Below are 26,983 nucleotides of genomic sequence, written 5' to 3' on the forward strand. Positions count from 1 at the left end.
CCCGGGTCAGCCCCGCAGCGTCAGGGTGCAGCACTTGACGCTTCCGCCGCCCTTGAGCAGTTCGGACAGATCCACTCCCAGGGGCTCGAAGCCGCGGGCCGACAGCCGCTCGGCCAGGTGGGTCGCGGCCTGCGGCAGGACCACATGCCGTCCGTCACTGACCGCGTTGAGGCCCAGGACCGAGGCGTCCTCGGCCGTGGCCAGGATCGCGTCGGGGAAGAGGCGCTTCAGCTCGGCCCTGCTGTCCGCCGAGAACGCCTCCGGGTAGTACATGATCTCGTCGCCGTCGAGCACGGACAGAGCAGTGTCCAGGTGGTAGTAGGCGGGGTCGACGAGTTCGAGGCCGATGACCGGTCTGCCGAAGAACCTCTGGGCCTCCGTATGGGCCTCGGGGCTGGTACGGAAGCCCTGTCCGGCGAGGATGAAGCTGTCGGTGAGGAGGAAGTCGCCCTCCCCCTCGTTCACCTGCTCGGGGTCGTGCACCGCGGTGTAACCGGCGGCCCGGAACCAGTCCAGGTACGCCGAACCTTCCGCCGCTCGCTCGGCGTTCCGGAACCGCGCGCCGAGTACCTTGCCGTCGATGACGGTGGCGCCGTTGGCCGCGTAGACCATGTCGGGCAGGCCGGCAACGGGTTCGACGAGGTCCACGCGGTGGCCCAGGCTCTCGTAGAGAGCGCGCAGCCGTTCCCACTGGACGAGCGCGAGCGCGGTGTCGACCGGCTTCGAGGGGTCCATCCAGGGGTTGATCGCATAGCTGACGGTGAAGTGGGTCGGAGCGCACATCAGGTAGTGGCGCGGTGTCGCGGTCCGGCCGGTGGTACCGCCTTCGGCGGCGCGGTCGGGCGGGACGGCGTTCATGGGGCTCCATTCGGAATGCAGGAGGTCGGACCGCCGTGGGCGCGGCGGCCAGGAGCGGTGCAGGGTCGTTTCGTACGGCGGGCCTCCGCAGTACGCAGGAGGGGCGCCGGGATTCGGCGAAGACCGGGTGGTGCTGCGGGACCGCGGGTCACGGTGTGGTGGACATCGACCTGATCCCGCTGCTGAAGGTGGCAGTGACCGCGGCGACGGCCACGAGCAGGGAGAAGACGAGCATCGACGCCCCGCTGGAGACGTGCGCAAGGAGCAGGCCCGCCAGCCCGGGTGCGAGGGCTGCCGCCGAGGTGGCGGCCAGGAAGATCACGCTGACCACTCGGCCCTGGAGGTGGTCCGGGGTGACGGCCGCCTGGTATCCGAAGAGGGCGGCGTTGCAGGTGGGTCCGAGGAAGACCGCCGCGGCCAGCGGCACCGCCGCAAGCACGCTGGTGGAGAACAGGGCGCTGACCGCTATCAGTGCGGCGGTGGCCCACGCCAGCACCAGGATGAGGCGCGGCAGACGCAGCCACTTCTGGATGACCGGGGCGGCGAAGGCGCCGAGGAACCCTCCCAGGCCGAAGATCATGCTCGCCAGACCCACCAGGAACGAGGAGGTACCGGAACGCTGCAAGGAGACGACGATCGCGAAGATCATGCCGGTGAAGGCCATGTTGAGCGGGGCCGCGATCATCAGCAGGGCGCGCAGGAACGGGTTGCCCAGCACGAACCGCAGGCCCTCGAGCCCCGCCGCGCCGCCCGACGTGGTCGGCTCCTGCCGGGGTTGCTGCAGTGGCCGGCGGATGAGCAGGACGGCCACCAGCGACAGGAGATGGCTGAGGGCGTTGCCGAGGAACGGCAACGACCTGCCCAGTCCGAACAGCAGTCCCCCGATCGGCGGTCCGGCCAGCGAAGTGCCGTAAGACCGCGCCTCGTTGCGGGCGACCGCGGTGGAGAGCTGGTCCGAGTGGACCAGGTTGCGTATCGCGGCATGCTCGGCGGTGCTGAACAGGGCGTTGGCCGCCGCTCCGGCGATCACGACGACCAGCACCATCACGAGACTCGCCGCCCCTGCCACGACCGCGCATCCGAGCACCGTGTACGCGGCGATGCGCAGCACATCGCAGACGATCATCAGCCGGCGCCGGTCGAGGCGGTCGGCGAGGACCCCGGCGGGGAGGCGGCAGACCAGGGTGACCAGCAGGCCGGTGGTGCCGACGAGACCGGCTTGTGCCGGGGATCCGGTCAAGTGGAGTACGAGCAGCGGCAGGGCCAGATTGGCCATGGCGCTGCCCAGGTCGGAGAGGCACTGGCCGGCCCAGAGCAGATTGAACTCACGGTTGCGCCACAGGCTCGGTGGTCTCCCGCTCTCCGTGCGGGCGGCGTTGGTGCCGGTCGGCGCCATCATGTCCTCCAGGTCGTGCGGGGGTTGGAGCTCCGGCCGGGTCCGGCGCCACCGGGAAGGGACGGCGGCGCGCCTCATGCGGCCACCACGAGCCGAGCGCGGGCCGCAGGTCGTCGAGCCATTCGGCGGCCGGGTCGTGGTGGGCCAGGAACTGCCGGCCCACCAGGCGGGCATCGCGGGCCTGCAGCATCCGCAGGCTGAACACCTCGGTACCGCCGATGTCGGCGACGCCGTCGATGAGTACCTTGCCGGGGGCGGCGGACATCACGGGTCCCCGGGCGGTACGGGCCAGACCGGACACGCTCCGGATGGCGTCCGTGTAGATCTGCACCGCCCGGGTCAGGGGCAGACCGAAGTAGCTGCGGGCGCCCGTGTCGCGTTCGACGAACATGTAGTAGGGCACCACCCCGAGTTCGACCAGCTTCTGCCAGAGCGTGGCCCAGTCCTCGGGCCGGTCGTTGACGTGGGCGATGAGCGGTGCCTGGGCCCGGATCACGGCACCGGTGGCGCGTATGCGGCGGATCGCTTCCCGCACCACAGGGCTCTCCAGCTCGCGCGGGTGCGAGAAGTGGGCCATCACGGCCACGTGCCGGCCGCGGGCCACCGCACGGTCGAACAGCCGCAGCACATCGTCGGCGTCACGGTCCGTGGTGAAGCGGGCCGGCCAGTAGGAGAGGGCCTTGGTACCGAAGCGGATCGTACGAATCCGCTCCAGGGCCGGGGCGAGCAGCGGTTCGATCCACCGTTCCAGCACCGTGGAACTCATGATCATGGGGTCACCGCCGGTGAAGAGGACGTCGGTGACCGACGGGGTGGCGGCCAGGTACGACACGACCCGGTCGATGTCCGATGCGGCCTGCCGGATGTCGGCGTTGCCCACGAACTGGGGCCAGCGGAAGCAGTAGCCGCAGTAGGAGTGGCAGGTCTGCCCCTGTGAGGGGAAGACCAGGACCGTCTCCGCGTACTTGTGCTGGACGCCCCCGAGTGGCTCGCCGCCGTGTGTCGGTACGTTCGTGTCCAGTTGGGCGCCCGGGTTGGGGTTGAGCCGGCCATGGACCTCCCGGGCTGCCTTGCGGATCACGTCGGGAGAGGCGGCGGCCAGGTGCAGCGCCGACATGCTGTCGAAGATGTCCGGCGGCAGCATGTCCCGGTGCGGGAAGGTGAGCCGGAAGATCGGGTCGTCCGGAGCGGCGGACCAGTCGATGAGTTCGTCCACGACGTACTCGTTGACCTTGAACGGCAGCACCGACGAGACCACCCGCAGATCGTGCAGGTACTCCTCGGGCATGCCTCGATCGCGGGCGAGTCGCTCCAGACGCCCATGGGAAAAGACCCTCATTACCCGCTGCCTCACTCTGTGTGCTGTTCTTCTCATGGTTGCTTTCGGCGCTGGGATGCCGGGTTGCCGGCACCGCCGGCCGGTGGATCGCGGCGGGTGGCCAGGCCGAGCACCGGCCACCCGCCGCGATGCCGTCGAGTCACTGCTCGGATGCGGCCATCCGCAGGCGCAGGCTGAGCGGCCGCATGTCCGTCCACACCTCGTCGATGTGGGTCAGGCACTCGCTCTTGGACCCCTCGAATCCGGTGGCCGTCCAGCCGGCCGGCAGCTCGCGCCCGGCGAACCAGATCGAGTACTGCTCCTCGTGGTTCACCACGACCCGGTAGCTGCGGTTGTCCTCGTCGACGGACATGTCGGTTCTCCTCGTTCGTGCTGGTGGGTTGGTTGTCCCGGCTGATGTCCGGTGACGGATGGTGGGGCCCGGCCGGAGGGCCGGTCCCGTACGGGGGTGGCAGCAGCCGCTACTGGAGCCGTACCGGCAGCGACTGGAGGCTCCGGTTGAGGAGCGACGACTGCCAGTTCGCCGGGGCGGCGGTGAGCGCCAGGTCCGGCGCGGCGGCCAGGAGGTCGGTGAGCGCGGCCCCGGCCACCAGCCGGGCCAGCGGTGCTCCCAGGCAGAAGTGCGCTCCCTGCCCGAATCCGAGGTGTGGATTCGGGTGCCGTCGCAGGTCCAGTTCGTCGGGGCGGACGAACCGGGACGGGTCCCGGTTGGCCGCCGCGGTGACCAGGTAGAGCCGGTCTCCCGCCCGCAACAGCCGTTCGCCCAGCGAGAGATCGGTCTTCACCTGCCGGACGGACATCTTCGACGGCCCGTCGAAACGCAGCAGCTCCTCCACGGCGCCGGCCGCCAACTCGGGCTCGGCGCGCAGCAGATCGAGCTGGTCGGGCCGGCGCAGCAGGTTCCACACCCCGACGGCGATCAGGTTGCTGGTGGTCTCCCCGCCGGCGAACGCGACATGGGTGAGCATGGCGACGAACTCGTCCTCACTGACGGAGTCACCGACCAGACCGCTCTCCAGCGCCGCGCTGATCAGGTCGGCCTGCGGGTCGTCCCGCCGCCGACGGACCAGCCGCCGGAGATAGTCGAAGAGATCCAGCAGGGCCTGTTGGGAACTCTCGTGCTCCTCCGCCGACTGCACCGAGCCGAGGGCCAGGTCACCGACCTGGATCGCCCAGCGCTGGAACCGCTCGGTGTCCAGCGCCGGTACCCCCATCCAGGCAGCCGCCACGGTCGCCGGCAGAGGCCGGGCGAAGTCGGCCACCAGATCGGTGACGTCGCGGCCCTCACGGGCCCGGGCCGTCAGCCGGGCCACCGCCTCCTGCACCATCGGCCGGTTGCGGCGGATCTGCCGGGGGCCGAACGCGCCGCGGAAGACGCTGCGCAGCCGGCGGTGCTCGGGCGGGTCCACGAAGACCATCCAGCCGGCCATGATCCCGAAGGCGCGGGACGCCTCCGGGCTGAGCAGGTGCAGCGGTGTCTGCGCCAGCATCGGGGATATCCGGTCGGCTGACACCGCGGGGTCGCTGAAGCAGGCGGTCGCCTCGTCGTATCCGGTCACCAGCCAGACCCGGTGGACCGGGATCCAGTGCACGGGTGCGGTGGTGCGCAGGTGGGCGAAGTAGGGGAACGGGTCGGCGACGATCTCGTCGTCCAGCAGGTAACGGTCGGTGATCTGACCGGTCGTGGTCATGCCGTGCGCTCCATCAACTCGGCGGCGAGGGCGGCGACAGCCGCGACCCCGGGATCGGCGACCATGCTCCGGTGGGTGCCGGGCACGTGGTGGAGGGTGAGGCCCTCCGGGAACAGCTCGCGGCACCGCCGCTCGTAAGCCGGGTAGCTCTCGCCCGCGACCACGGACGGGCGTCCGGGCCCGGCGTCCGCCGCCTCGGCGGTGACCAGCAGGTGCACCGGCCCGTAGTACGGATCGGGGCGATAGGTGGAGGCGGCGCGCAGCAGTGCGGTCCACATCGCCACCGGCCAGTCGGCGCCCAGATCGGCCTCCGCGCTGTTGACGCCGGCGGCGAGCAGCGTGGTCACCAGCTCCCGCTCCTGGCTCAGTCGGGCCGGGGTGCCCGGGGAGAGTTCACGGATCGCCTCGCGCATGGCGACCGCCCGGTCGAGCAGCTCGAGCGCCTCGGTGACGGCGAACATCCCGGCCTCGTCCGGCACGGCCGGCTCCAGCAGCAGCAGGGTGTCGACCTGCTCGCCCTGCGCGGTGAGCTGAATGGCCATCTCCTGGGCGATGTTGCCGCCCATGGACCAGCCGAACAGGGCGTACGGCCCCTCCGGTTGATGGGCGCGCAGCCGCCGCACGTAGTCCTCGGCAAGGCCCTGCATCGTGTGGGCGTCGACGCCGCCGTCGATGCCCCGGGCCTGCAGCCCGATCACCGGCCGCCCGGGCGGGAGTGCCTTGGCCAGCGGGAGGTACCAGGCGACGCTTCCGCCGCTCGGGTGCACGCAGAACAGCGGACGCTGTGTGCCCTCGCGCAGCACGACCAGCACATCGCCTTCCCGGCGCAGCGCGGTTCCTTCGCCGGCTGGTTCCCGTGTGGCGATGGCGGCAGCGAGCGACGCCACGGTGGGGTGCTCCAGGAGGTCGGCCACACCGACCGGCAGCCCGAGGTCGCAGGCTCGGGCGGCGACCCTGACGACGGCGAGCGAGCTGCCGCCGAGTTCGAAGAAGTCGTCGTGCACGCCGACCCGGTTCTGCCGCAGCGTCTCGGCCCAGAGCTTGGCCAGCCTCTCCTCGGTGTCGGTGCGCGGCGCCACGTACGGGCGGTCCGTGACGGCGGGCCCGGTCGGTGCCGGCAGGGCCGCCCGGTCGAGCTTGCCGTTGGCCGTCACCGGCAGTGCGGGCATCGGCACGAACGCCGTCGGCACCAGGTAGGCCGGGAGACGGTCGCGCAGCCAGCGGCGCAGCTCGTCCGCGGTGGGCACGGCGACGCCGGCCGCCGGAACCAGGTAGGCCACGAGCCGGGCGTCGCCGGGCTCGTCGGTACGGGCGACCGCGGCCGCGACCGCCACATCCGGCCGCGACGACAGCACCGCTTCGATCTCCCCGAGCTCGATCCGGCGGCCCCGGATCTTCACCTGGCCGTCGAGGCGTCCGCCGAACTCGAGGGTGCCGTCCGCCCGCCAACGTCCCCGGTCGCCGGTGCGGTAGAGCCGCCGGCCGCCGCCGCGGGGGTCGGGAACGAAGCGGTCCGCGGTCAGTCCGGCCTGCCCGGCGTAGCCGCGAGCGAGGGAGTCACCGCCGATGCAGAGTTCCCCGGCGACCCCGGCCGGGGCGGGGTGGAGCTCGTCGTCGAGTACCAGGACCGTGGTGCGGTCCAGCGGGCGGCCGATCGGGACGCTGACCGCGTCCGCGGGGACGGTGCGCACCGGGTGGGTGGTGGCGACGAAGGTGCATTCCACCGGGCCGTAGCCGTTGGCGATGCGCATGTCCGACCAGCGGGTCCGCAGTTCGCGAACGTGTGTCGGGGACGCCGCCTCGCCCCCGAAGAAGATCTGGCGCAGTCCTCCCAGGTCCTCCAGTCCCTCCTCCACCACGAGGTTGAACAGTGTGGTGGTGAGGAATGCCGTGGTGACGCCGTGCCGGCGGATCGCGGCGACGATGCCGGCCGGCGTGATGGGCTCCGCCGGGTAGACGGCGCAGGTGCCGCCGGTCAGCAGTGGCCCGAAGATCTCGAAGATGGCCGCGTCCCAGTTGAAGCTGCTCAGGTGCAGGACCGTCTCGCCGGAGTCGAGGGCGATGTCCCGCTGCTCCACCAGGGTGTCCACGATGGCCCGTTGCGGCAGGGCTATCCCCTTGGGCAGACCCGTGGAGCCCGAGGTGTAGAGCACACAGGCCAGGTTGTCGGTGTCCGGGCCGCGGTCCGGGTCGGTCGTCGGCTCGCCGTCGAAGCTCGTCCCGGCGAGGGTGATGACGGTGCCGGCCCGCTCGGGCACGACGTGACGCCATGCGGGCTGGGCGAGCACCAGGTCCGCACCGGTGTCGCGGATGAGCCGGTCCAGACGGCGGCCCGGGTCGCGCGGGTCCATGGGCAGGTAGGCCGCCCCGGCCTTGAGGATGCCGAGCATGCCCACGACGAGCTCGACGGAGCGCTCCGCGCACAGCCCCACGACCGCCTCAGGTCCGGCGCCGTGTCTGCGCAGATGGTGGGCGACGCGGTTGACCTGTGCATTGAGCTGCGCGTACGTCAACTCGCCGTCAGCGGTGGCAACCGCCACCCCGTCCGGGTGGGCGGCCACCTGGGCCTCGAAGACGGCCACCACACTGCGCTCGTCACGGACCTGGTCGGCGCTCTCCCCCGACCGGGGAGCCATAGCCTCGACCGGGATGCCGGGGACGCCCTCCGGTTCGTCGATCATCGCGGTGAGCAGCGCGCAGTACGCGTCGGCGAGACGTTCGACCTCGCTCTGCGACATGCGGCCGGCGTCGGACTCGAACGACACGCCCCCGGGGCCGGTGGTCACCATGAGCCCGAAGTTGGTGCGGGCTATCTCCTCGATCTCCTGCTTGTGCTCGCTGCCCAGGCCGTGGAAATGCACGTAGTTGAAGGCGGTGTCGACGAGCACCTCACCGGCCCACTGGCCGCGCTGCATCTCGGCCAGCGGGAAGCGGCGGTGCGGGATGACCTCCTGTTCCGCGGTGAAGACGTCTCGCAGCAGGTCCACCCAGCTGGTCGCGGTGGAACGCACGCCGAACGGCACCACGTTGAGGAAGACACCGCGCATCCCCTCCGACCCGGCCCGCTCCGGTCGCCCGTTGGTGGCGATTCCGGTCGAGTAGGAGTCGCCGTCGGCCAGCTGCCCCATCAGGTGGTAGTAGGCGGTGAACAGCACCGTCTTGCGGGGCACCCCGGCCCGGGCAGCGAGAGCGTCGATGCCCGCGTGGAGATGGCCGTAGCTTCTCAGCGCCTCGCAGGTGGACTTGTCCGCCTGGTCCCCGCCGGCCGAGCGCGGGAGCCGTACCGGCGGGAACGACTCCACCATGGCGTCCCAGAAGGCGTGCGCGGCCGGGTCGGCCACGGCTTCTCGTTCGAGCACCACGTACTCGGCGAACCGGGGCACCGGTGGACCGGCGGGCGCTGCGGCCGCGCCGGTGCGCTCCCGCCGGTGCCGGTCGATCAGTTCGGCGATGAGGGAGGTGAGGCTCCAGCCGTCCAGGACGGCGTGGCAGTCGGTGATGGTGAGCCGGTACTCGGCGTCGTTGAGCACATGCACATGCAGCCTGATCAGCGGTGGGACGGACAGCTCGAACCAGCGCCCGGCCTCCGCGTTCAGATATCCCCGGACCCGGTCGGCCTGGGTGGAGTCGTCCAGCCCGCGCAGGTCGTCCACACCGACCGGGAGATCGGCGTCCGGGTGCACCAGTTGCAGGGGCTCGTCGTAGCTGCTCCAGTCGAAACCGGTGCGCAGGATCTCGTACCGGCGGACCACCGCGTCGGCGGCACGCTGCATCACCTCGGCGTCGAATCCGGCCGGTTCCTGGACCCGGAAGCTGGTCACGTTGTGGTACGCGCCCTTGCCGGCGTCGGCCAGCAGCTCGTAGAGCATGCCCTGTTGCATCCGGGTCAGCGGGTAGGCGTCCTCCAGCCCGGCTGGCAGCCGGTCCCGGTCACCCGGCGCCACCATGGCGAACCGCTCCACGGGCACGGCGTGCCCCGGGGTGCCCCGCTGGTCGGCGGCCAGGTCCACGGCCCGGGCCAGCTCGCCGAGCGCCTGGTGGGCGAAGACATCGCGCAGCGCCACGGTCAGCCCGCGCCGCTCGGCCAGCCCCACCACGCGCAGGGCCAGGATGGAGTCACCGCCGAGGTCGAAGAACCGGTCGGTGACGCCGGGTCTCTGGACGCCGAGCGCGTCGCACCACACCTCCGCCAGCGCACGCTCGGTGGGGGTCGCCGGCGGGACGTGGCGTCCGGCGGAGGTCAGGGTGGCGCCGTCGACAGCCGGCAGCCCCTTGCGGTCGACCTTGCCGTTGGCGGTCAGCGGCAGAGCCGGCAGCACGGTGAACGAGGCCGGCACCATCGGCTCCGGCAGTTGGCCGAGCAGCCACTGGCGCAGGTCGTCGCGGGCCGGCTCGCCGTCGACGACCAGGTACGCGTGGAGCCGGTACTCGCCGGTGCGGGAACCATGGGCCACCACGGCGGCCTGGTCGACAGCGGGGTGGCGCAGCAGCGCCGCCTCCACCTCGCCCAGCTCGATGCGGTGTCCGCGGATCTTCACCTGGTCGTCGGCGCGGCCCCGGTACTCCAGACGACCGTCGGGCAGATGGCGGGCCCGGTCTCCGGTGCGGTAGAGCCGGGCACCCGGCCGGTCGCCGAACGGGTCGGGAATCAGCCGGTCGGCTGTCAGACCGGGCCGGCCGAGGTAGCCGCGGGCCGCCCCGGCGCCGCCGACGTACATCTCGCCGACGACGCCGGCCGGGACGGGCCGCAGGTGACGGTCCAGAACGTGGATCGTCAGGTCGCCGAGCGCCCGGCCGATCGGCGAGACGGCCTCGCCGGTGAGGTCGGCAGAGGTCACTGTGTGATGGGTGACGTGCACCGTGGTTTCGGTGATGCCGTACATGTTGACCAGCCGCACACCGGCACCGGGTCCGTCGAGCCAGCCGTCGAGTTCGGGCAGGTCGAGCTTCTCCCCGCCGAGCACCACGGTCCGCACACCCAGGTCGGCGGGCCGCCGTTCGCCGAGCGCCGCGCGCAGGTTGCGGAACGCGCCGGGCGTCTGGCTGAGCACCGACACCCTCTCGGCACCGAGCAGCGCGGCGAACCTCTCCGGGTCGCGGGCGGTGGCCTTGTCGACCAGGACGACGCTGCCGCCTCGGGTCAGGGCTCCCCACAGCTCCCAGACGGAGAAGTCGAAGGCGTACGAGTGGAACAGACTCCACACACCCGCCTCCGGCAGATCGAGGGCGTCCTCGCAGGAGTCGAGGAGGCGGACCACCTGCCGGTGCGGGATGCAGACGCCCTTGGGCCGGCCGGTGGATCCGGAGGTGTAGATGATGTACGCGAGTGAGTCGGCGCTGCCGTCCGACGGGAGGTCCTCCACCGGTTCTGCGTCCAACGCGGGGTCGTCCAGCCTCAGTTGACCGACGTTGACGGGCACCTGTTCGGCAAGGCCCGGAGAGACGACGGCGAGCCGAGGGCCCGCGTCAGCGACCATGAACTCCAGCCTGTCCCGCGGGTGTTCCGGGTCCAGCGGCAGATACGCGCCTCCGGCCTTGAGGATGCCGAGGATGCCGACGGCCAGGTCGAGGTCCCGGTTGACGCAGAGCCCCACCACCGACTCGGGTCCCACTCCGGCGGCGCGCAGCCGGTGGGCGAGCTGGTTGGCCCGCCGGTTCAGGCCGGCGTAGTCGAGCCGCTCCTCCCCCGCGACCACTGCGACGGCGTCCGGCCGGACGGCGGCGTGCCGCTCGAACCGTTCGTGGAGCCGGTCCTCACAGTCGTACGAACGCAGCGGGGCGGCCCATGCGGCGAGTTGCCGGCGCTCGGTCTCCGGCAGCAGCTCCAGGTCGGATAGTGGCGTGTCCGGATGGGCGAGGACCAGCTGGAGGAGGCGCGTGTACTGGTCCGCCCAGCGGCGCACGGTCTCCGGGCGCCACAGATCGGAGCGGTGGAAGAACGCCGCGGCCAGCCCGTCGGGGCGCCGGGCGGTCTGCAGGATCAGGTCGAACTTGACGGCTTCCACGTCGAGTTCGAACCGGCCGCCGGTGACCTCGCCGAGGTGGACCGGCCGGTCATCGGTGTCGTCGTCCAGACTGAACATGGCCTGGAACAGCGGGGTGCGATGGAGGTCCCGGCCGGGGCTGACCTCGTCGACGACCCGCTCGAACGGGACGTCCTGATGCTCGTACGCGCCGAGGGCGTCGTCGCGGACCCGGGCGAGCAGATCGGCGAAGGTCGGGTTCTCGGCCAGGTCGGCCCGCATGACCACGGTGTTGACAAAGAAGCCGATCAGGTTCTCGACCTCGGGCCGGTTCCGTCCGGCCACCGGGGTGCCCACCCCGAAGTCGGTCTGCCCGCTCCAACGGCCCAGCAGCACCTCGAACGCGGCCAGGAGCGTCATGTACAGCGTCGCGTTGTGCTCGCGCCCGAGCCGCTCCAGGCCGGAGACCGTCTCGGGCTCCAGTGCGAACTCGCAGACGGCGCCGGCGGTGTCGCGCTTGCCGGGGCGGACACGGTCGGTGGGCAGCTCCAGCGGCGGCAGCCCCGCCAGCCGGTTCCGCCAGTAGCCCAGCTCCCCGGCCGCCCGGTCCCCGGCGAGCTCACGGCGCTGCCAGGCGGCGAAGTCGGCATACCTGACAGGCAGTTCCGGCAGAGTTCCGCCGCCGTACAGGGTCTCCAGATCGCGCACCAGCACGCCCATCGACCAGCCGTCCGCGACGATGTGATGCATCGTCAGAAGAACCACATGATCGGTGGCGCCGAGGCGCCACACCGTCACCCGGAGCACCGGGCCGGCCGCCAGGTCGAACGGCTCGCGGGCCACTGCGCCCGCCGCCAGGACAACCTCGTCGACGGTGCCGGCTTCGCGCCAGTCCACGCCACTCCACCCCGGGTCGACATCCTGGCTCACCACGCCGTCGACCACGGTGAACCGGGTCCGCAGGGTCTCGTGCCGCGCCACCAGGGCGTCGAACGCTGCGGAGAGCCGGCCGCGGTCCAGCGGTCCGGTCAGACGCCAGGCCACCGGAATCGTGTACGCAGGGCCGGGCCCTTCCAGGCGGTCGAGGAAGACCAGGCGCTCCTGCCCGAACGACACCGGAAGGTCGCTGGTGCCGGTGGAGCGGGTGATCCCGTCCGGAGCCGTGCGGTTCTCCGCGCGCCCCGCCAGCCGCTGGTGGAGCAGCTCCAGCTGCATGGGGGTTAGGCCGTTCACGGCGTCTCCTTCAGTTTCTGGGCAAGGTTGGTGATGGTCCGGGCCTCGAAGAAGGCACGGAGGGTGACCGCGGTGTCGAGCCGGGACCGGAGACGGGAGATGACTCTCAGCGCGGTCAGCGAGTGGCCGCCCAGGGCGAAGAAGTCGTCCTCGACGCCGACGTCGGGCCGGTCGAGCAGCTCCGCCCACACCTCGGCGATGATCTTCTCGAGGGGGGTGCGCGGTGCGACATGCCCCGGTCCGCTCTCCGGGGCGGTAGCGGTGATCTCCGGCAGCGCGTGCCGGTCGACCTTGCCGTTGGCGAGCAGCGGCAGGCAGTCCAGGATCAGCAGTTCCGTCGGGATCATCGCGTACGGCAGACGGGACTCCAGGTGCGTCCGCAGTTCGGCAGCCGAGAGGCGGGCCCCGGGGGAACGCTGCGCATAGCCGCTGAGTTTCCAGCCGTTCGGGCCGTCCGGGCGGGCGACCACGGCCGCCGAACCCACGGCGGGGTGCAGCGCGAGGCACGCTTCGACCTCGCCCGGTTCGATCCGCACGCCCCGGACCTTCACCTGGCGGTCCAGCCGGCCGCGGAACTCCAGTGTCCCGTCGGCCAGTCGGCGTGCGGCGTCGCCGGTGCGGTACATCCGGGCTCCGGGCGGGCCGAACGGGTCGGGTACGAAGGACCGCGCGGTCGTGCCGGCCTGGTTGCGGTAGCCGCGGGTCACTCCGGCGCCGCCGATGTGCACCTCTCCGAACACCCCGACCGGCACGGGTCGCAGTGCCTCGTCGAGCACGTGCACGGTGGTGGCCGGCATGGGCCGCCCGATGGACACCGTCGCCTCCCGCACCGCCGGGTCCAGGTCCTCGAATGTGGTGGTGAGGGTGCACTCGGACGGGCCGTACTGGTTGACCACCCTGCGCAGCGCCGGCAGCGCCTCATGCAGGCGGGCCAGCAGTGCCGGAGTGGAGGGCTCGCCGCTGAGCACCAGCAACCGCAGCTTCGGCAGGCTCACCTCGCTGAGGTCGCCGCCGTCGAGAAGCTGGTGCAGCAGGGACGGCACCATGCTGAGGACAGCCGTCGGCGCGGGCCGGCCCGTGAGATCGGTGACAAGGGTGGACAGGTCGGACTGCCCGGCCATCAGCACGGTCGCGCCGACCGTCAACGGGCCGATGCAGTCCCGCAGGAACGCGTCGAAGGACGCAGAGGCACGCTGGAGGACGACATCGTCCGGGCCCAGCTCGTAGTGGTCGAGCACGGTGTCGAGGTGGCCGGTGAGGCCGGCGAACTCGACCAGGACACCCTTCGGTGCCCCGGTCGAACCGGAGGTGTAGACGACGTACGCGAGGGTGCCCGGGTCGCGGATCAGGTCCGGTGGAGTGGTCGGACACCGGCCGAGCGCCGGATCGTTGAACATGTCCTCGTCGACGACCAGCCGGGCTCCGGCATCGGCGCCGATCCGCGCGAGGCGGCGTGCGGGCAGGTCGGGGTCGAGTCCGACGAACGCTCCTCCGGCCTTCCAGATGCCGAGCACGCCCACCACGGTGTCGATCCCGCGGGGCAGGCGCAGTCCTACCCGGGTCTCCGGACCCACGCCCCGGCCGACGAGGTGGTGAGCGAGCTGGTTCGCCCGCCGGTCCAACTCGGCGTACGTGACCTCGCGATCACCGCAGATAACCGCCGTCGCGTCCGGGGTGGCCCGGACCTGGTCGGCGATCCGTTCCAGCAGCGGCCTGGACGCGGCGGGACGCGGTGCCACGGCCGCGGGTGCCGTGGCCGGCGGGGCGAGCGGCAGATCACCGGTCCGTGTCGCGGGATCGGCCACGACGGCGCGCAGCAGCAGAGTGAACGCCTCGGCCATCCGCCGGATCGTGGCGGTGTCGAAGATGTCGGTGGTGTAGTCGATGGCGCCGGCCAGTCCGTCGGGACGCTGCACCAGTTCCAGGGTGAGGTCGAGCTTGGCCGCCCCCCGGTCGACGGGGACCGCCGTACCGGCCGCCGGGCCGAGCCGCAGAGTGTCCAGGCTCCAGTCGTTGAAGCTGAACATGGCCTGGAACAGCGGGGATCGGCTGAGGTCCCGCTCCGGGCGCAGCTCCTCCACCAGACGACCGAACGGCATCTCCTGGTGCTCGTAGGCGCTGAGAGCGTCGCCGCGGACCCGGCCGAGCAACTCGGTGAACGAGGGGTCTCCGCCGATGTCGGCCCGCAGCACGAGGGTGTTGAGGAAGAACCCGACGACATCGCGGACCTCGGGCCTGCCGCGGGCGGCGACGGGGGTGCCGACGCCGAAGTCGGTCTGACCGCTCCATCGGCCCAACAGCACCTGATAGGCGGCGAGCAGGGTCATGAACAGTGTCGCGCCGTGCTCCCGGCTCAGCCGTTCCAGTCCGGCGACCAACTCCGCGTCGACCGTGAACTCCACCGAGCCGCCGGCGCCGTTGCGGCGGACCGGGCGGGGACGGTCGGTGGGCAGCTCGAGTGTCGGCACGCCGGACAGCCGCTGCCGCCAGTGCGTCAGCTCCCCCGCCAGCCGTTCCCCGGTGAGCCGGTCGCGTTGCCACACCGCGAAGTCGGCGTAGCGCACCGGCGGAGGAGGCGGCTCGGCGCCGTCGTAGCAGGACTCCAGTTCGCGGATCAGCAGACCCATGGACCAGCCGTCGGACACGGCATGGTGCATGGCCATCAGCAGCACGTGCTCGTTGTCGCCGGCATGCCACACCACGACCCGGAACAGCGGCCCGGTGGTGAGATCGAACGGCTCCCGCGCCTCGTCCCGGACCGCCCTGATGGCGTCGGTGACCGTACCGGCCTCGCGCCAGTCGACTCCGGCCCAGTCGGGGACGATGTCCTGCAACGCTACGCCGTCGACCAGCGTGAACCGGGTGCGCAGCACCTCGTGCCGTGCGACCAGGGCGTCGAACGCGGCGGACAGCCGGTCGCGGTCCAGCGGTCCGCTCAGGCGCCATGCGACGGGAATCGTGTACGCCGGGCCGGCGCCCTCGAGGCAGTCCAGGAACACCAGTCGTTCCTGCCCGAAGGACACCGGCAGCCCCGTGGTGCCGTCGCCCCGGACGATGGGGGCACCGACCTGTTCGGCGTCGGTGAGCAGGCGGGCCAGGGCCGCGATGGTGCGGGCGGTGAACAGGTCGCGGAAGGTCATCTCCCGACCGGTGCGCTCGGCGACCGCGCCGACCATCTTGATGGCCAGCAGCGAGTGCCCTCCGAGGGCGAAGAAGTCGTCGTCCATGCCGGGCTCGGCCATACCGAGGACCTCCGTCCATGCCTCGGCGAGTTGCCGTTCCAGCTCGCAGGCCGGCTCCCGCCGGCCGGTGGTCGGGGCGTACGTCGGTTCCGGCAGCGCCGCCCGGTCCACCTTGCCGTTGCGGGTCAGCGGCAGTTCGTCGAGCACGACCACGGCGGCCGGTACCAGGAACGCCGGCAGGCTCTCACCGATGAACCCGCGCAGATCCCCCAGTTCGGCGGGATCGGCCACGACGTACGCGCAGAGGCTGAGGGCGCCGCTGCGGTCGGGGCGGGCCACCACGACGGTGTCCCGCACGGCCGGGTGCCGCCGTATCGCGGTCTCGATCTCGCCGGGCTCCACCCGGAAGCCGCGCACCTTGACCTGCCCGTCGGCGCGGCCGATGAACTCCAGGCGGCCTTGTGCCGTCCACCGCACCAGGTCGCCGGTGCGGTAGACCCGGCCGCCGGGCGGGCCGAACGGGTCGGGCAGGAACCGGTCGGCCGTGCGGTGTGCCGCACCGAGGTATCCGCGGGCCAGGCCGGCGCCGCCGAGGAGCAGTTCGCCGACGACACCGACGGGGACCGGACGCAGCCGCTCGTCGACCACGTACGCGGTGGTGTTGTTCATGGGGCGCCCGATCGGCACGGCCGTGGCGACGGCCGGTGCCGTGACCTCGTGCCAGGTGCCGAAGGTGGTCGACTCGGCCGGGCCGTACATGTGCAGCAGTCGGCCGGGCCCGCCGTGGGCGAGCAGGGCGTCCACGGTGTGCGGGTCGGCGGCCTCGCCGCCGAAGAGCACGTGTCGCAGTCCGCCGAGAGCGCCGGGCCGCTCCCGGACGAGCTGGTTGAACAGCGCGGTGGTGAGGAACAGGGTGGTGACCCGGTGCCGGGTGAGGTGCGCCGCAAGGGCCGCGGGCGACAGCGCGACATCCGGCGGGGTGACCACCAGGGTCGCTCCGGCAACCAGGGTGGCCCACACCTCGAAGGTGGCCGCGTCGAAGACGGGACTGGCCGCGAACGCCACTCGGTCGTCCGGCCCGAGGGTGAGGTAGTCGCTCTCGTGGACGGTACGGACCAGCCCGCGGTGGGTGATGCCGATGCCCTTGGGCCGCCCGGTGGAACCGGAGGTGTAGACGACGTAGCCGAGGCTGTCCGGGCAGACGCTCACTGCGGGTGCGGTGTCCGGCAGCCGGTCGATCTCGCCGGCGTCCGCGACAAGATCGACGACCCGCAGGCCCAGGCCGTCCGCCGACAGGTGGCCGGCTGATGTGATGAGCAGCGTCGCGGCGGTGTCGTCGAGCATGTGCCGGCTGCGCTCGGCGGGCTGGTCCGCGTCGAGCGGCACATAGGCGCCGCCTGCCTTCAGCACCGCGAGCTGGGCGAGGACGAGGTCCGCGCAGCGGGGCAGGCTGACCGCCACCACGGTCTCCGGGCCCACGCCGAGGGCGAGCAGGTGCCGGGCCAATCGATTGGCCCGCCCGTCCAGTTGGGCGTAGGTCCAGATGGATTCGCCGTCCACGACGGCCGGCTCGTCGCCCCGGTCGGCCGCCTGGTCGGCGACGAGCTGGTGCAGGGCGCGCGCAGGGATCGCGGGCGTGGGACCGGTGCCCAGATCGACCAGACGGGCGCGGGCATCGGCGTCCAGGACGTCCCAGTCTCCGAGCCGGCCCTCGGCGTCCTCGGCGAGCGTGAGCAGCAGGCGGCGGTACCCGTCGGCGATCCGCTCCACCGTCGCCGGGTCGAACAGGCAGGTGGCGTACTCGATCAGGCCGGTGCAGGACCCGTCGGTGGCCTGGTCGACGAAGAGGGTGAGGTCGAACTTCGCGGTCCGCCAGCCGAGCGGGATCTCCTCGGCGGGCATCCCGGGCACCCGCAGGGCCGTGGCGGCGGTGTCCCGCAGCGCGAACATGGTCTGGAACACCGGGGTGCGGCTGAGGTCCCGCTCCGGCCGCAGTTCCTCCACCACCCGTTCGAACGGCACGTCCTGGTGCTCGTATCCCCCGAGGGTGGCCTCCCTGACCCGGCCGAGCAGCTCGGCGAAGGTGGGGTCGCCGGTGAGATCTGCCCGCACCGCAAGGGTGTTGACGAAGAAGCCGACGACGTTCTCCACCTCGGAGGCCGTGCGGCCGGCGACGGGTGTGCCCACGACGAAGTCCCTCTGCCCGCTCCACCGGCCGAGCAGGACCTGAAACGCCATCAGGAGCACGGTGTGCAGGGTGGCGGCGTCGGTCCGCGCACGCCGGGTCAGCGAGCGCAGGGCCTCCTGCGGCAGCTCGAACCGGTGGGTGGCGCCTTGCGTGCCGAGCACCATCGGCCGTGGCCGGTCGGTGGGGAGCTCCAGGGCGGGAGCCCCGTCCAGGGTGGTGCGCCACCACTCCAGTTCGCCGGCCAGCCGGTCCGGGGTGAGCGCGGCGCGCTGCCAACGGGCGAAGTCGGCGTACCGCACGGGCGGCGCCGGCGGGGTGGCGCCTGCGTACAGGTCGCCCAGCTCGCGGGCGATGACGCCCAGGGACCAGCCGTCGGCGACGATGTGGTGCAGCACCAGCAGCAGAACGTCGTGCCCGGGGAGCCTGATCAGGACGGCCCGCCAGGCGGGCCCGGCGGCCAGGTCGAACGGCCGGCGGATCTCGGCGGAGGCGAGGTCGTCGTTCCTTGCGCCGGCGTCGACGCGGCGCAGGTCCACCAGGGGTTCGGGCGCGACGACGGGTGCGCGGTCGATGCCCGGGAAACGGGTGCGCAGGGCGTCGTGCCGCGCGGCCAGTCGCTCCAGGGCGCGGCGCAGGACGCCTTCGTCGAGCCGCCCTTCCATCCGCCAGGCGACCGGGATGGCATAGGCGGAGCTGTCCGGGTTCATCTGCTCGAGGAACAGCAGCCGTTCCTGCCCGAACGAGGGGACGACGGGCTCGTCGTCGCCGCCCCGGCTCAGGACGGGTGCCGTGGCGGCGTTGCCGGCAGGTGCCGCGGTGACCGTGTCGGCGAGTTCGGCGACGGTGAGTCCGGCGAACAGGTCGCGCATCGAGATGTCGACACCGGCCTCCTCGCGCAGTCGGGAGATGAGCCGCACGGCGAGCAGGGAGTGGCCGCCGAGTGCGAGGAACGTGTCGTCGACGCCGATCCTCGCGACGCCGAAGACCGATGCCCACACGGCGGCCAGCTTCTCCTGGACCGGGGTCCCGGGGGCTCGGTACGGGGTGGCGAGGTCGGGGCGGTCCGGGGCCGGCAGGGCCTTGCGGTCCAGCTTTCCGCTGGAGGTCAGTGGCAGCTCGGCCAGCTCCACGAAGGTGGACGGCACCATGTAGGCGGGAAGCAGACCGGCCAACTGTTCGCGCAGTACGGCGATGTCGAGATCGGCTCCGACGACGTAGGCGACGAGCCGTTGTTCGGCGGCCGAGCCGGCGGCCACCACCACACCGGCGCGCACACCGGGCAGTTCGTTCAGCACGGCCTGGATCTCGCCGAGTTCGACCCTGTTGCCGGCGAGCTTCAGCTGCTCGTCGACCCGGCCGAGGTAGTCGACCACGCCAGGGCGGTGCCAGCCGGCCAGATCGCCACTGCGATACATCCGTGCGCCGGGCTGACCGTAGGGGTCGGGCAGGAAGCGTTCCGCGGTGAGCCCCGGCTGCCCGGAGTAGCCGCGGGCGAGCTGCACTCCTGCGAGGTACAGCTCCCCGGGTCCGTCTCCCGGCGCCTGGCGCAGGTCGTCGTCGAGGATGTAGAGCTGCGTGTTGGCCACTGCCGCGCCGATCGGCACGCCGGCGCCGGGCCAGCCGGGTCTGCACTGCCAGGCGCTCACTTCGATGGACGCCTCGGTCGGGCCGTAGAGGTTGTGCAGTTCGATGTGCGACAGGACGCGCAGCACCCGGTTCTGCAGGTCGGTGGGGAGCGCCTCGCCGCTGGTCATGATGCGCAGGACGCTGCGGCATTCCTCCACACCCCGCTCGCCGATGAACAGAGCGAGCATGGTGGGGATGAAGTGGACAGTGGTGATCTCGCGCCGCTGGATCAGCTCGACGAGGTAGCCGCTGTCGCGGTGTCCGCCGGGTTTGGCGATGACCAGACGGGCGCCGACGGTGAGCGGCCAGAACAGCTCCCACACCGAGACGTCGAAGGCGTACGGAGTCTTCTGGAGCACGCGCTCGTCGGACGTCATACCGTACTCGTGCTGGCCCCAGACCAGACGGTTGCAGACACCCCGGTGCTCGGCCACCACGCCCTTGGGCCGGCCGGTGGACCCAGAGGTGTACATGACGTAGGCGGCGTTGCGCCCGTCGACGACGACGCCACAGGGCTCGTCGGACTCGCCGGCAGTGCCGGCCAGGGTCACCTCGGGCAGTCCGGACCGGCCGAGATCACAGTCCATGCCGGGGCCGCGGACGAGCGCGACCGCGCCGGCCTGCCCGACCATGTAGGCCAGCCGCTCGGTGGGCAGTTCCAGGTCCAGCGGCAGATACGCGGCGCCGCTCTTGAGGATGCCCAGCAGGGAGACGACCAGGTCCAGGGAGCGCTGGGCGCCGACGGCGACGACGGTCTCCGGTCCGGCGCCGTGCCGGCGCAGCGCGTGGGCGAGCCGGTTGGCTCGCCGCTCCAGTTCCCGGTAGGTCATCTCCTCGCCCTCGAACTCCAGGGCAATGCCGTCAGGGGTACGTCTGACCTGGGCCTCGACCAGCCCGTGCATCGTGCTCATGCCTGCTGCTCCTTCAGTGCCTGCTCGACGTCCTCGCCGGTCATCCCTGCGATCTCCCGCATCAGCTGTTCCTCGACCGCGGCGGCGAGCCGGGTCACGGTCGGCCGCTCGAAGAGGGTTCGTACGCCGATGTCGCAGCCGAAGGCCGCTCGTAGCCGGATGACGACTCTGGTGGCGAGGAGGGAGTGGCCGCCGAGGTCGAAGAAGTTGTCGTGGATGCCGATCCGGTCGACCTGGAGGACTTCCTTCCAGACGTCGGCGATGGCCTGTTCGGTCGGGTTCCGCGGAGCGACGTACTCCCCGGACAGGGTCGGGCGGTGTCCGTCCGGATCGGGAAGCCGGTCACGGTCGACCTTGCCGCCCACGGTGCGCGGCAGTTCATCGAGGAGGATCAGCACCGCCGGCACCATGTACTCCGGCAGCCGCTCCCCCAGCCACTCCCGCACCTGATCCGTCGCCACACCCCGCTGCCCGGCCACATACGCGACCAGACGGTCCTGCCACACCACCACGACCGCGTCCCCGACCAGCGGATGCTCCCGCAGCCGGGACTCCACCTCACCGACCTCGACCCGGAATCCACGCACCTTCACCTGACCATCGGTACGACCGCAGAAATCCAGGAACCCCTCACGCCACCGCACCAGATCCCCCGTCCGGTACAGCCGGCCCCCCGCCTCACCACCGAACGGATCCGGCACGAACCGGTCCGCCGTCAACCCCGCACGACCCACATACCCACGCGCCAACTGACCGCCACCGATGAACAACTCACCGACAGCACCCACCGGCACCTCGCACAACCCACCGTCCAGTACATACAGACAGCGATCCCCCACCGCACGCCCGATCGGCACACCGCTCCCGCACTCCACCCCCGCCGGCACATCGAACACCGTCGACGAAACCGTCGCCTCCGTCGGACCGTAGGTATTGACCACGGCCATCTCGGGGAAGTGCGAGGTCCACCAGGCGAGGTCGGCCGGCCGGACGGTGTCTCCGCCGAGGACGAGCAGCCGCAGGTGGTCGGGGCTCCAGGCGGGCTGCGTGGTGCCGTCCGCGGAGAGTTCGGCGATCAGTTCGGTGAGATATCCGGGAACCACCTCCATGACCGTGACGCGGTAGTGGTCGAGGTCGGTGAGGAGCTGGGACGGAGCGACAAGACCATGTTCCGGCAGCACCAACGCGGCCCCACACGTCAACGCCGGGAAAATCTGCTCCACCGACGCATCGAACGCCAACGCAGCGAACTGCAGAACCCGATCCCCCGCACCCAACCCGAACCGACGCCGCATCCGCGACACATGCCCCGCCATCGACCCACGAGACACCCCCACACCCTTCGGCCGCCCCGTCGAACCCGACGTATAAATCACATACGCCAACTGACCATCCACCACCGCAACCCCGGGATCATCATCCCGACCCCCGTCCGGCAACGGACCCTCCAACACCACACCAGCACCCACATCCGAACGGACGAACTCCACCCGCTCCGCAGGCCACGCCGGATCCAAAGGCACATACACACCACCGGCCTTCAACACACCCAACACCGCAACGAGCATGTCCACACCCCGCCGCAGCCGCACCCCCACCGGCACCTCAGCACACACACCCCGACCCAGCAGCCACCAAGCCACCCGATTCGCCCGCGCATTCAACTCCGCATACGACACCACACCATCCCGACCAACAACCGCCACACCCTCAGGAACACGCCCCACCCGCTCCTCGAACAACACCACCGGATCCCGCGACAGACCCGACGACACCTCACCCGCACCCCAACGACGCAACACACCCAACTCACCCGCCGGCAAACCCAAACAACTCACCCGCACACCCGGCGAAGCCACCACCCCCGCCAACAACACCCGACACCGCTCCACCAACCGACCGATCGACACCTCATCGAACACATCAGCCCGGTACTGCACGAATCCGCCGGCGGCACCCGGGTCGGTGGTGAAGGTGAACATCAGGTCGTACTTGGTGACGTCGAAGGGAATGTCCGCGGGGTGCAACGTCGCGGTGCCCAGTCGCGGCGCCGCGATGGAGCGGACCTCGAGGTCGAACATGGTCTGGAACAGCGGCGAGCGGCTGAGGTCACGGTCCGGCCGGAGCTCCTCCACCACCCGCTCGAAGGGCACGTCCTGGTGGTCGAGTGCGTCGAGCATGTGGTCACGGACCCGGGCGAGCAGTTCGGTGAAGGTGGGGTCTCCGGACAGGTCGGCACGCATGACCAGGGTGTTCACGAACAGCCCGATCACACCCTCGACCTCAGGACGACCACGCCCCGCAACCGGCGTCCCCACACCGAAATCGCACTGCCCGCTCCACTGACCCACCAACACCTGAAACGCAGCCAGCAACGTCATGTACAACGTCGCATTGTGCTCCCGCCCCAACCGTTCCAAAGCCGCAACCAACTCCGGCTCAAGAGAGAACTCACACGTCCCACCCACCCACGACGGCTGCACCGGACGCACACGATCAACCGGCAACTCCAACACCGGCAACCCCGACAACCGCTCCCGCCAAAACCCCAACTCCCCCGCAACACCATCCCCACCCAACTCACGCCGCTGCCAATCGGCGTAGTCGGCGTACTGCACCGGCAGATCGGGCAGGCTTTCGCCGGCGTACAGATCACCCAGTTCGCGGACGAGCACGCCCATCGACCACCCGTCGGAGACGATGTGATGCATCGCCAGCACCAGCAGGTGATCCGTGGCGTCGAGCTGCCAGACCATGGTCCGGAACAGCGGGCCGGTGGCCAGGTCGAACGGCCGGTGCAGTTCCTCGCCGGCGTGCCTGACCGCCGCATCGAGCGGATCGTGCACTGAGCGCAGGTCGTACCAGGATGCTGCGGTCTCCATCCCGGTGGCCACGCGCTGCACGGGCTGCGCGTCGACCAGCGGGAAGGTGGTGCGCAGTGACTCGTGCCGATCGACGAGCTGTCGGAGGGCTCGGTCGAGGCGCTCCCGGTCGAGGACTCCGTCGACCCGCCAGGCCAGGGCGGCCATGTAGTCCGGGGCATCGGGTTCGAGCCGGTTCAGGAACCAGAGGCCTTCCTGGGCGAAGGAGAGCGGGAAGTCCCCGCTGCGGACCACCTTGCCGATCCGCGGCATCGGGCGGGAGGGCGCCGGTGGCAGGGCGGCGACGAACTCGGCGATCGTCGGGTGCTCGAAGAAGTCGCGCATGTCGACGGGCCGTTCCAGCGCCTTGCCCACGCGTGCCACGGCCAGCGTCACGAGGAGTGAGTGGCCGCCGAGGTCGAAGAAGTTGTCGTGGATGCCGATCCGGTCGACCTGGAGGACTTCCTTCCAGACGTCGGCGATGGCCTGTTCGGTCGGGTTCCGCGGAGCGACGTACTCCCCGGACAGCGTCGGACGGTGTCCGTCGGGGTCAGGGAGCCGGTCACGGTCGACCTTGCCGCCCACGGTGCGCGGCAGTTCATCGAGGAGGATCAGCACCGCCGGCACCATGTACTCCGGCAGCCGCTCCCCCAACCACTCCCGCACCTGATCCGTCGCCACACCCCGCTGCCCGGCCACATACGCGACCAGACGGTCCTGCCACACCACCACGACCGCGTCCCCGACCAGCGGATGCTCCCGCAACCGGGACTCCACCTCACCGACCTCGACCCGGAATCCACGCACCTTCACCTGACCATCGGTACGACCGCAGAAATCCAGGAACCCCTCACGCCACCGCACCAGATCCCCCGTCCGGTACAGCCGGCCCCCCGCCTCACCACCGAACGGATCCGGCACGAACCGGTCCGCCGTCAACCCCGCACGACCCACATACCCACGCGCCAACTGACCGCCACCGATGAACAACTCACCGACAGCACCCACCGGCACCTCGCACAGCCCCTCGTCCAGTACATACAGACAGCGATCCCCCACCGCACGCCCGATGGGCACACTTCCCCCACACTCAACGCCCGCCGGCACATCGAACACCGTCGACGAAACCGTCGCCTCCGTCGGACCGTAGGCGTTCAGCAGTGGAACATCGGGGTAGCGGTCCGACCATGTCCGCGCCTCGGCCGGGCGCAGCACGTCACCGCCGAGGATCATCAGCCGGAGCGCGCCCAGGGCATCCGCCTCCCGTTCGGCCAGCCGGTCGACCAGCTCTCCGAAGTACGCCGGAGGCAGGTTGGCGATGGTGACGCGGTAGTGGTCGAGGTCGGTGAGGAGCTGGGACGGAGCGACAAGACCATGTTCCGGCAGCACCAACGCGGCCCCACACGTCAACGCCGGGAAAATCTGCTCCACCGACGCATCGAACGCCAACGCAGCGAACTGCAGAACCCGATCCCCCGCACCCAACCCGAACCGACGCCGCATCCGTGACACATGCCCCGCCATCGACCCACGAGACACCCCCACACCCTTCGGCCGCCCCGTCGAACCCGACGTATAAATCACATACGCCAACTGACCATCCACCACCGCAACCCCGGGATCATCATCCCGACCCCCGTCCGGCAACGGACCCTCCAACACCACACCAGCACCCACATCCGAACGGACGAACTCCACCCGCTCCGCAGGCCACGCCGGATCCAAAGGCACATACACACCACCGGCCTTCAACACACCCAACACCGCAACGAGCATGTCCACACCCCGCCGCAGCCGCACCCCCACCGGCACCTCAGCACACACACCCCGACCCAGCAGCCACCAAGCCACCCGATTCGCCCGCGCATTCAACTCCGCATACGACACCACACCATCCCGACCAACAACCGCCACACCCTCAGGAACACGCCCCACCCGCTCCTCGAACAACACCACCGGATCCCGCGACAGACCCGACGACACCTCACCCGCACCCCAACGACGCAACACACCCAACTCACCCGCCGGCAAACCCAAACCACTCACCCGCACACCCGGCGAAGCCACCACCCCCGCCAACAACACCCGACACCGCTCCACCAACCGACCGATCGACACCTCATCGAACACATCAGCCCGGTAGACGAGAGTCATCGCCATCTCGTCGTCGCGCGGCTGGGCGAACAGCGACACCGAGAACAGGGGCCGGGGGCGGTCGGTCTCGTAGTCGGTGAACCGGAGCGTTCCGGTGCCCTGGTCGTCCGGGACGTTCTGCATGGCGAACCAGGTGTCGATCAGCGAGTCGGTGTCGGAGCGTTCCGGTCGCAGTTCCCGGACGACCTGCTCATAGGGCACGTCCTGGTGGTCGAGTGCGTCAAGTGTGTGGTCACGGACCCGGGCGAGCAGTTCGGTGAAGGTGGGGTCTCCGGACAGGTCGGCACGCATGACCAGGGTGTTCACGAACAGCCCGATCACACCCTCGACCTCAGGACGACCACGCCCCGCAACCGGCGTCCCCACACCGAAATCGCACTGCCCGCTCCACTGACCCACCAACACCTGAAACGCAGCCAGCAACGTCATGTACAACGTCGCATTGTGCTCCCGCCCCAACCGCTCCAAAGCCGCAACCAACTCCGGCTCAAGAGAGAACTCACACGTCCCACCCACCCACGACGGCTGCACCGGACGCACACGATCAACCGGCAACTCCAACACCGGCAACCCCGACAACCGCTCCCGCCAAAACCCCAACTCCCCCGCAACACCATCCCCACCCAACTCACGCCGCTGCCAATCGGCGAACTCCGTGTAAGGGAGGCTCAGCTCGGGCAGGGTGTCCCCGTCGTAGAAGGCGCCGAGGTCGCGAACGAAGAGGGAGATCGACCAGCCGTCGGAAACGATGTGATGCATCGCCGCCAGCAGTACGTGCTCGGTGTCGCTCAGCCGCCACACCACGACGCGGAACAGCGGACCCGTGGTCAGGTCGAACGGTTCGCCGGCCTCGGCTGCGGCTTCCGCTTCCACCTCGGCAGCAGTGGCGGCGTCACGCCAGTCGATGCGGGCGTCGAGACGGTCCGCGACGAGGACGCGAGGGGTGCCGTCTCGCTCGACGAACCTCATCCGCAGCGACTGGTGACGGGCCACGAGGCGGGACAGGGCCAGCTCCAGGCGCTTCCGGTCGAGCGGGCCGTGCATCCGCCACATGGGGGTCGCCACGTACGCGGTGCTTCGCCCGCCCTCCAGCCGGTCCAGGAACCACATGCGGTCCTGTGCGAAGGACAGAGCGTGGTCGACCTCGGCGCACCCTTCCGGCCTGAGATTCGTCTTCCCTGTCTGCACCGCAGCTCCTCTCACCCCACCAGCGCTCGCGTCTGGTGTCGTCCCCCGTCGGCCGAGCTGTTCCCGGTCCGCATCGGCCGCCTCCGGCCTGCCTGGGAAAAGTCCCGGCACCTGGCCGCGGGCCCGTGGACAACAACATCACCGCGGCGCCGCCCGCGTCTTGAGTCATCACTACTCGCATCGCCCCGACGGGACACCGCTGCACGACTCATCTCCCGGCAAGAGAACGGCCGTCGGCGGCCAACGAACACACATGGGACCGCTCCACGACGCACTCCGCCCCGCCGGCCCGCCCGCGACACCGCGGGTGCTCGCGCCCGCCAGGACTGCGCGCGGTGGTGACGGGGAGGAGGTCGCGCTCACCCGGCCCGCGTCCTCCCTCCGCGCCTCGCA

The 26,983-nt window shown here is 70.9% G+C and carries 8 protein-coding genes; all 8 read right to left on the reverse strand.

Annotated elements, in window-relative coordinates; all coding sequences use genetic code 11:
• Positions 1 to 6: 6 nt before the first annotated feature.
• The gene (gene ddaH, locus RPQ07_RS01465; protein WP_313942123.1) at positions 7 to 858 is read right to left on the reverse strand and encodes a dimethylargininase; all 852 of its coding nucleotides are present in this window, start codon (positions 856 to 858) and stop codon (positions 7 to 9) included.
• 148 nt (positions 859 to 1,006) lie between these two features.
• The gene (locus tag RPQ07_RS01470; RefSeq protein WP_313942125.1) at positions 1,007 to 2,257 is read right to left on the reverse strand and encodes an MFS transporter; all 1,251 of its coding nucleotides are present in this window, start codon (positions 2,255 to 2,257) and stop codon (positions 1,007 to 1,009) included.
• Positions 2,184 to 3,542 (reverse strand): lysine 2,3-aminomutase, encoded by a 1,359-nt coding sequence (locus RPQ07_RS01475; protein ID WP_313942126.1) that lies wholly within the window; start codon positions 3,540 to 3,542, stop codon positions 2,184 to 2,186. The genes RPQ07_RS01470 and RPQ07_RS01475 overlap by 74 nt, the downstream gene beginning before the upstream one ends.
• 190 nt (positions 3,543 to 3,732) lie before the next feature.
• Positions 3,733 to 3,945 (reverse strand): MbtH family protein, encoded by a 213-nt coding sequence (locus tag RPQ07_RS01480; RefSeq protein ID WP_313942127.1) that lies wholly within the window; start codon positions 3,943 to 3,945, stop codon positions 3,733 to 3,735.
• Between the two features lie 109 nt (positions 3,946 to 4,054).
• Positions 4,055 to 5,284 (reverse strand): cytochrome P450, encoded by a 1,230-nt coding sequence (locus RPQ07_RS01485; protein ID WP_313942128.1) that lies wholly within the window; start codon positions 5,282 to 5,284, stop codon positions 4,055 to 4,057.
• On the reverse strand, positions 5,281 to 12,480 hold the full coding sequence (locus tag RPQ07_RS01490; protein ID WP_313942129.1) for a non-ribosomal peptide synthetase: 7,200 nt from the start codon (positions 12,478 to 12,480) through the stop codon (positions 5,281 to 5,283). The genes RPQ07_RS01485 and RPQ07_RS01490 overlap by 4 nt, the downstream gene beginning before the upstream one ends.
• Entirely contained in the window at positions 12,477 to 20,387 is a 7,911-nt protein-coding gene (locus tag RPQ07_RS01495; protein ID WP_313942130.1) for a non-ribosomal peptide synthetase, read from the reverse strand. Before RPQ07_RS01495 ends, RPQ07_RS01490 begins: the two co-directional genes overlap by 4 nt.
• Positions 20,384 to 26,590: a non-ribosomal peptide synthetase gene (locus tag RPQ07_RS01500; protein WP_313942131.1), complete on the reverse strand. Its 6,207-nt coding sequence runs from the start codon at positions 26,588 to 26,590 to the stop codon at positions 20,384 to 20,386. The genes RPQ07_RS01495 and RPQ07_RS01500 overlap by 4 nt, the downstream gene beginning before the upstream one ends.
• Between the last annotated feature and the right edge of the window lie 393 nt (positions 26,591 to 26,983).

Origin of the sequence: Streptomyces sp. AM8-1-1, from assembly GCF_032229325.1 — a bacterium.
GTDB lineage: Bacteria > Actinomycetota > Actinomycetes > Streptomycetales > Streptomycetaceae > Streptomyces > Streptomyces achmelvichensis.

Coding starts and splice junctions, on each gene's coding strand:
- ddaH (WP_313942123.1), bottom strand. CDS start 858: ATGAACGCCGTCCCGCCCGACCGCGCCGCCGAAGGCGGTACCACCGGC.
- RPQ07_RS01470 (WP_313942125.1), bottom strand. CDS start 2,257: ATGATGGCGCCGACCGGCACCAACGCCGCCCGCACGGAGAGCGGGAGA.
- RPQ07_RS01475 (WP_313942126.1), bottom strand. CDS start 3,542: ATGCCCGAGGAGTACCTGCACGATCTGCGGGTGGTCTCGTCGGTGCTG.
- RPQ07_RS01480 (WP_313942127.1), bottom strand. CDS start 3,945: ATGTCCGTCGACGAGGACAACCGCAGCTACCGGGTCGTGGTGAACCAC.
- RPQ07_RS01485 (WP_313942128.1), bottom strand. CDS start 5,284: ATGACCACGACCGGTCAGATCACCGACCGTTACCTGCTGGACGACGAG.
- RPQ07_RS01495 (WP_313942130.1), bottom strand. CDS start 20,387: ATGAGCACGATGCACGGGCTGGTCGAGGCCCAGGTCAGACGTACCCCT.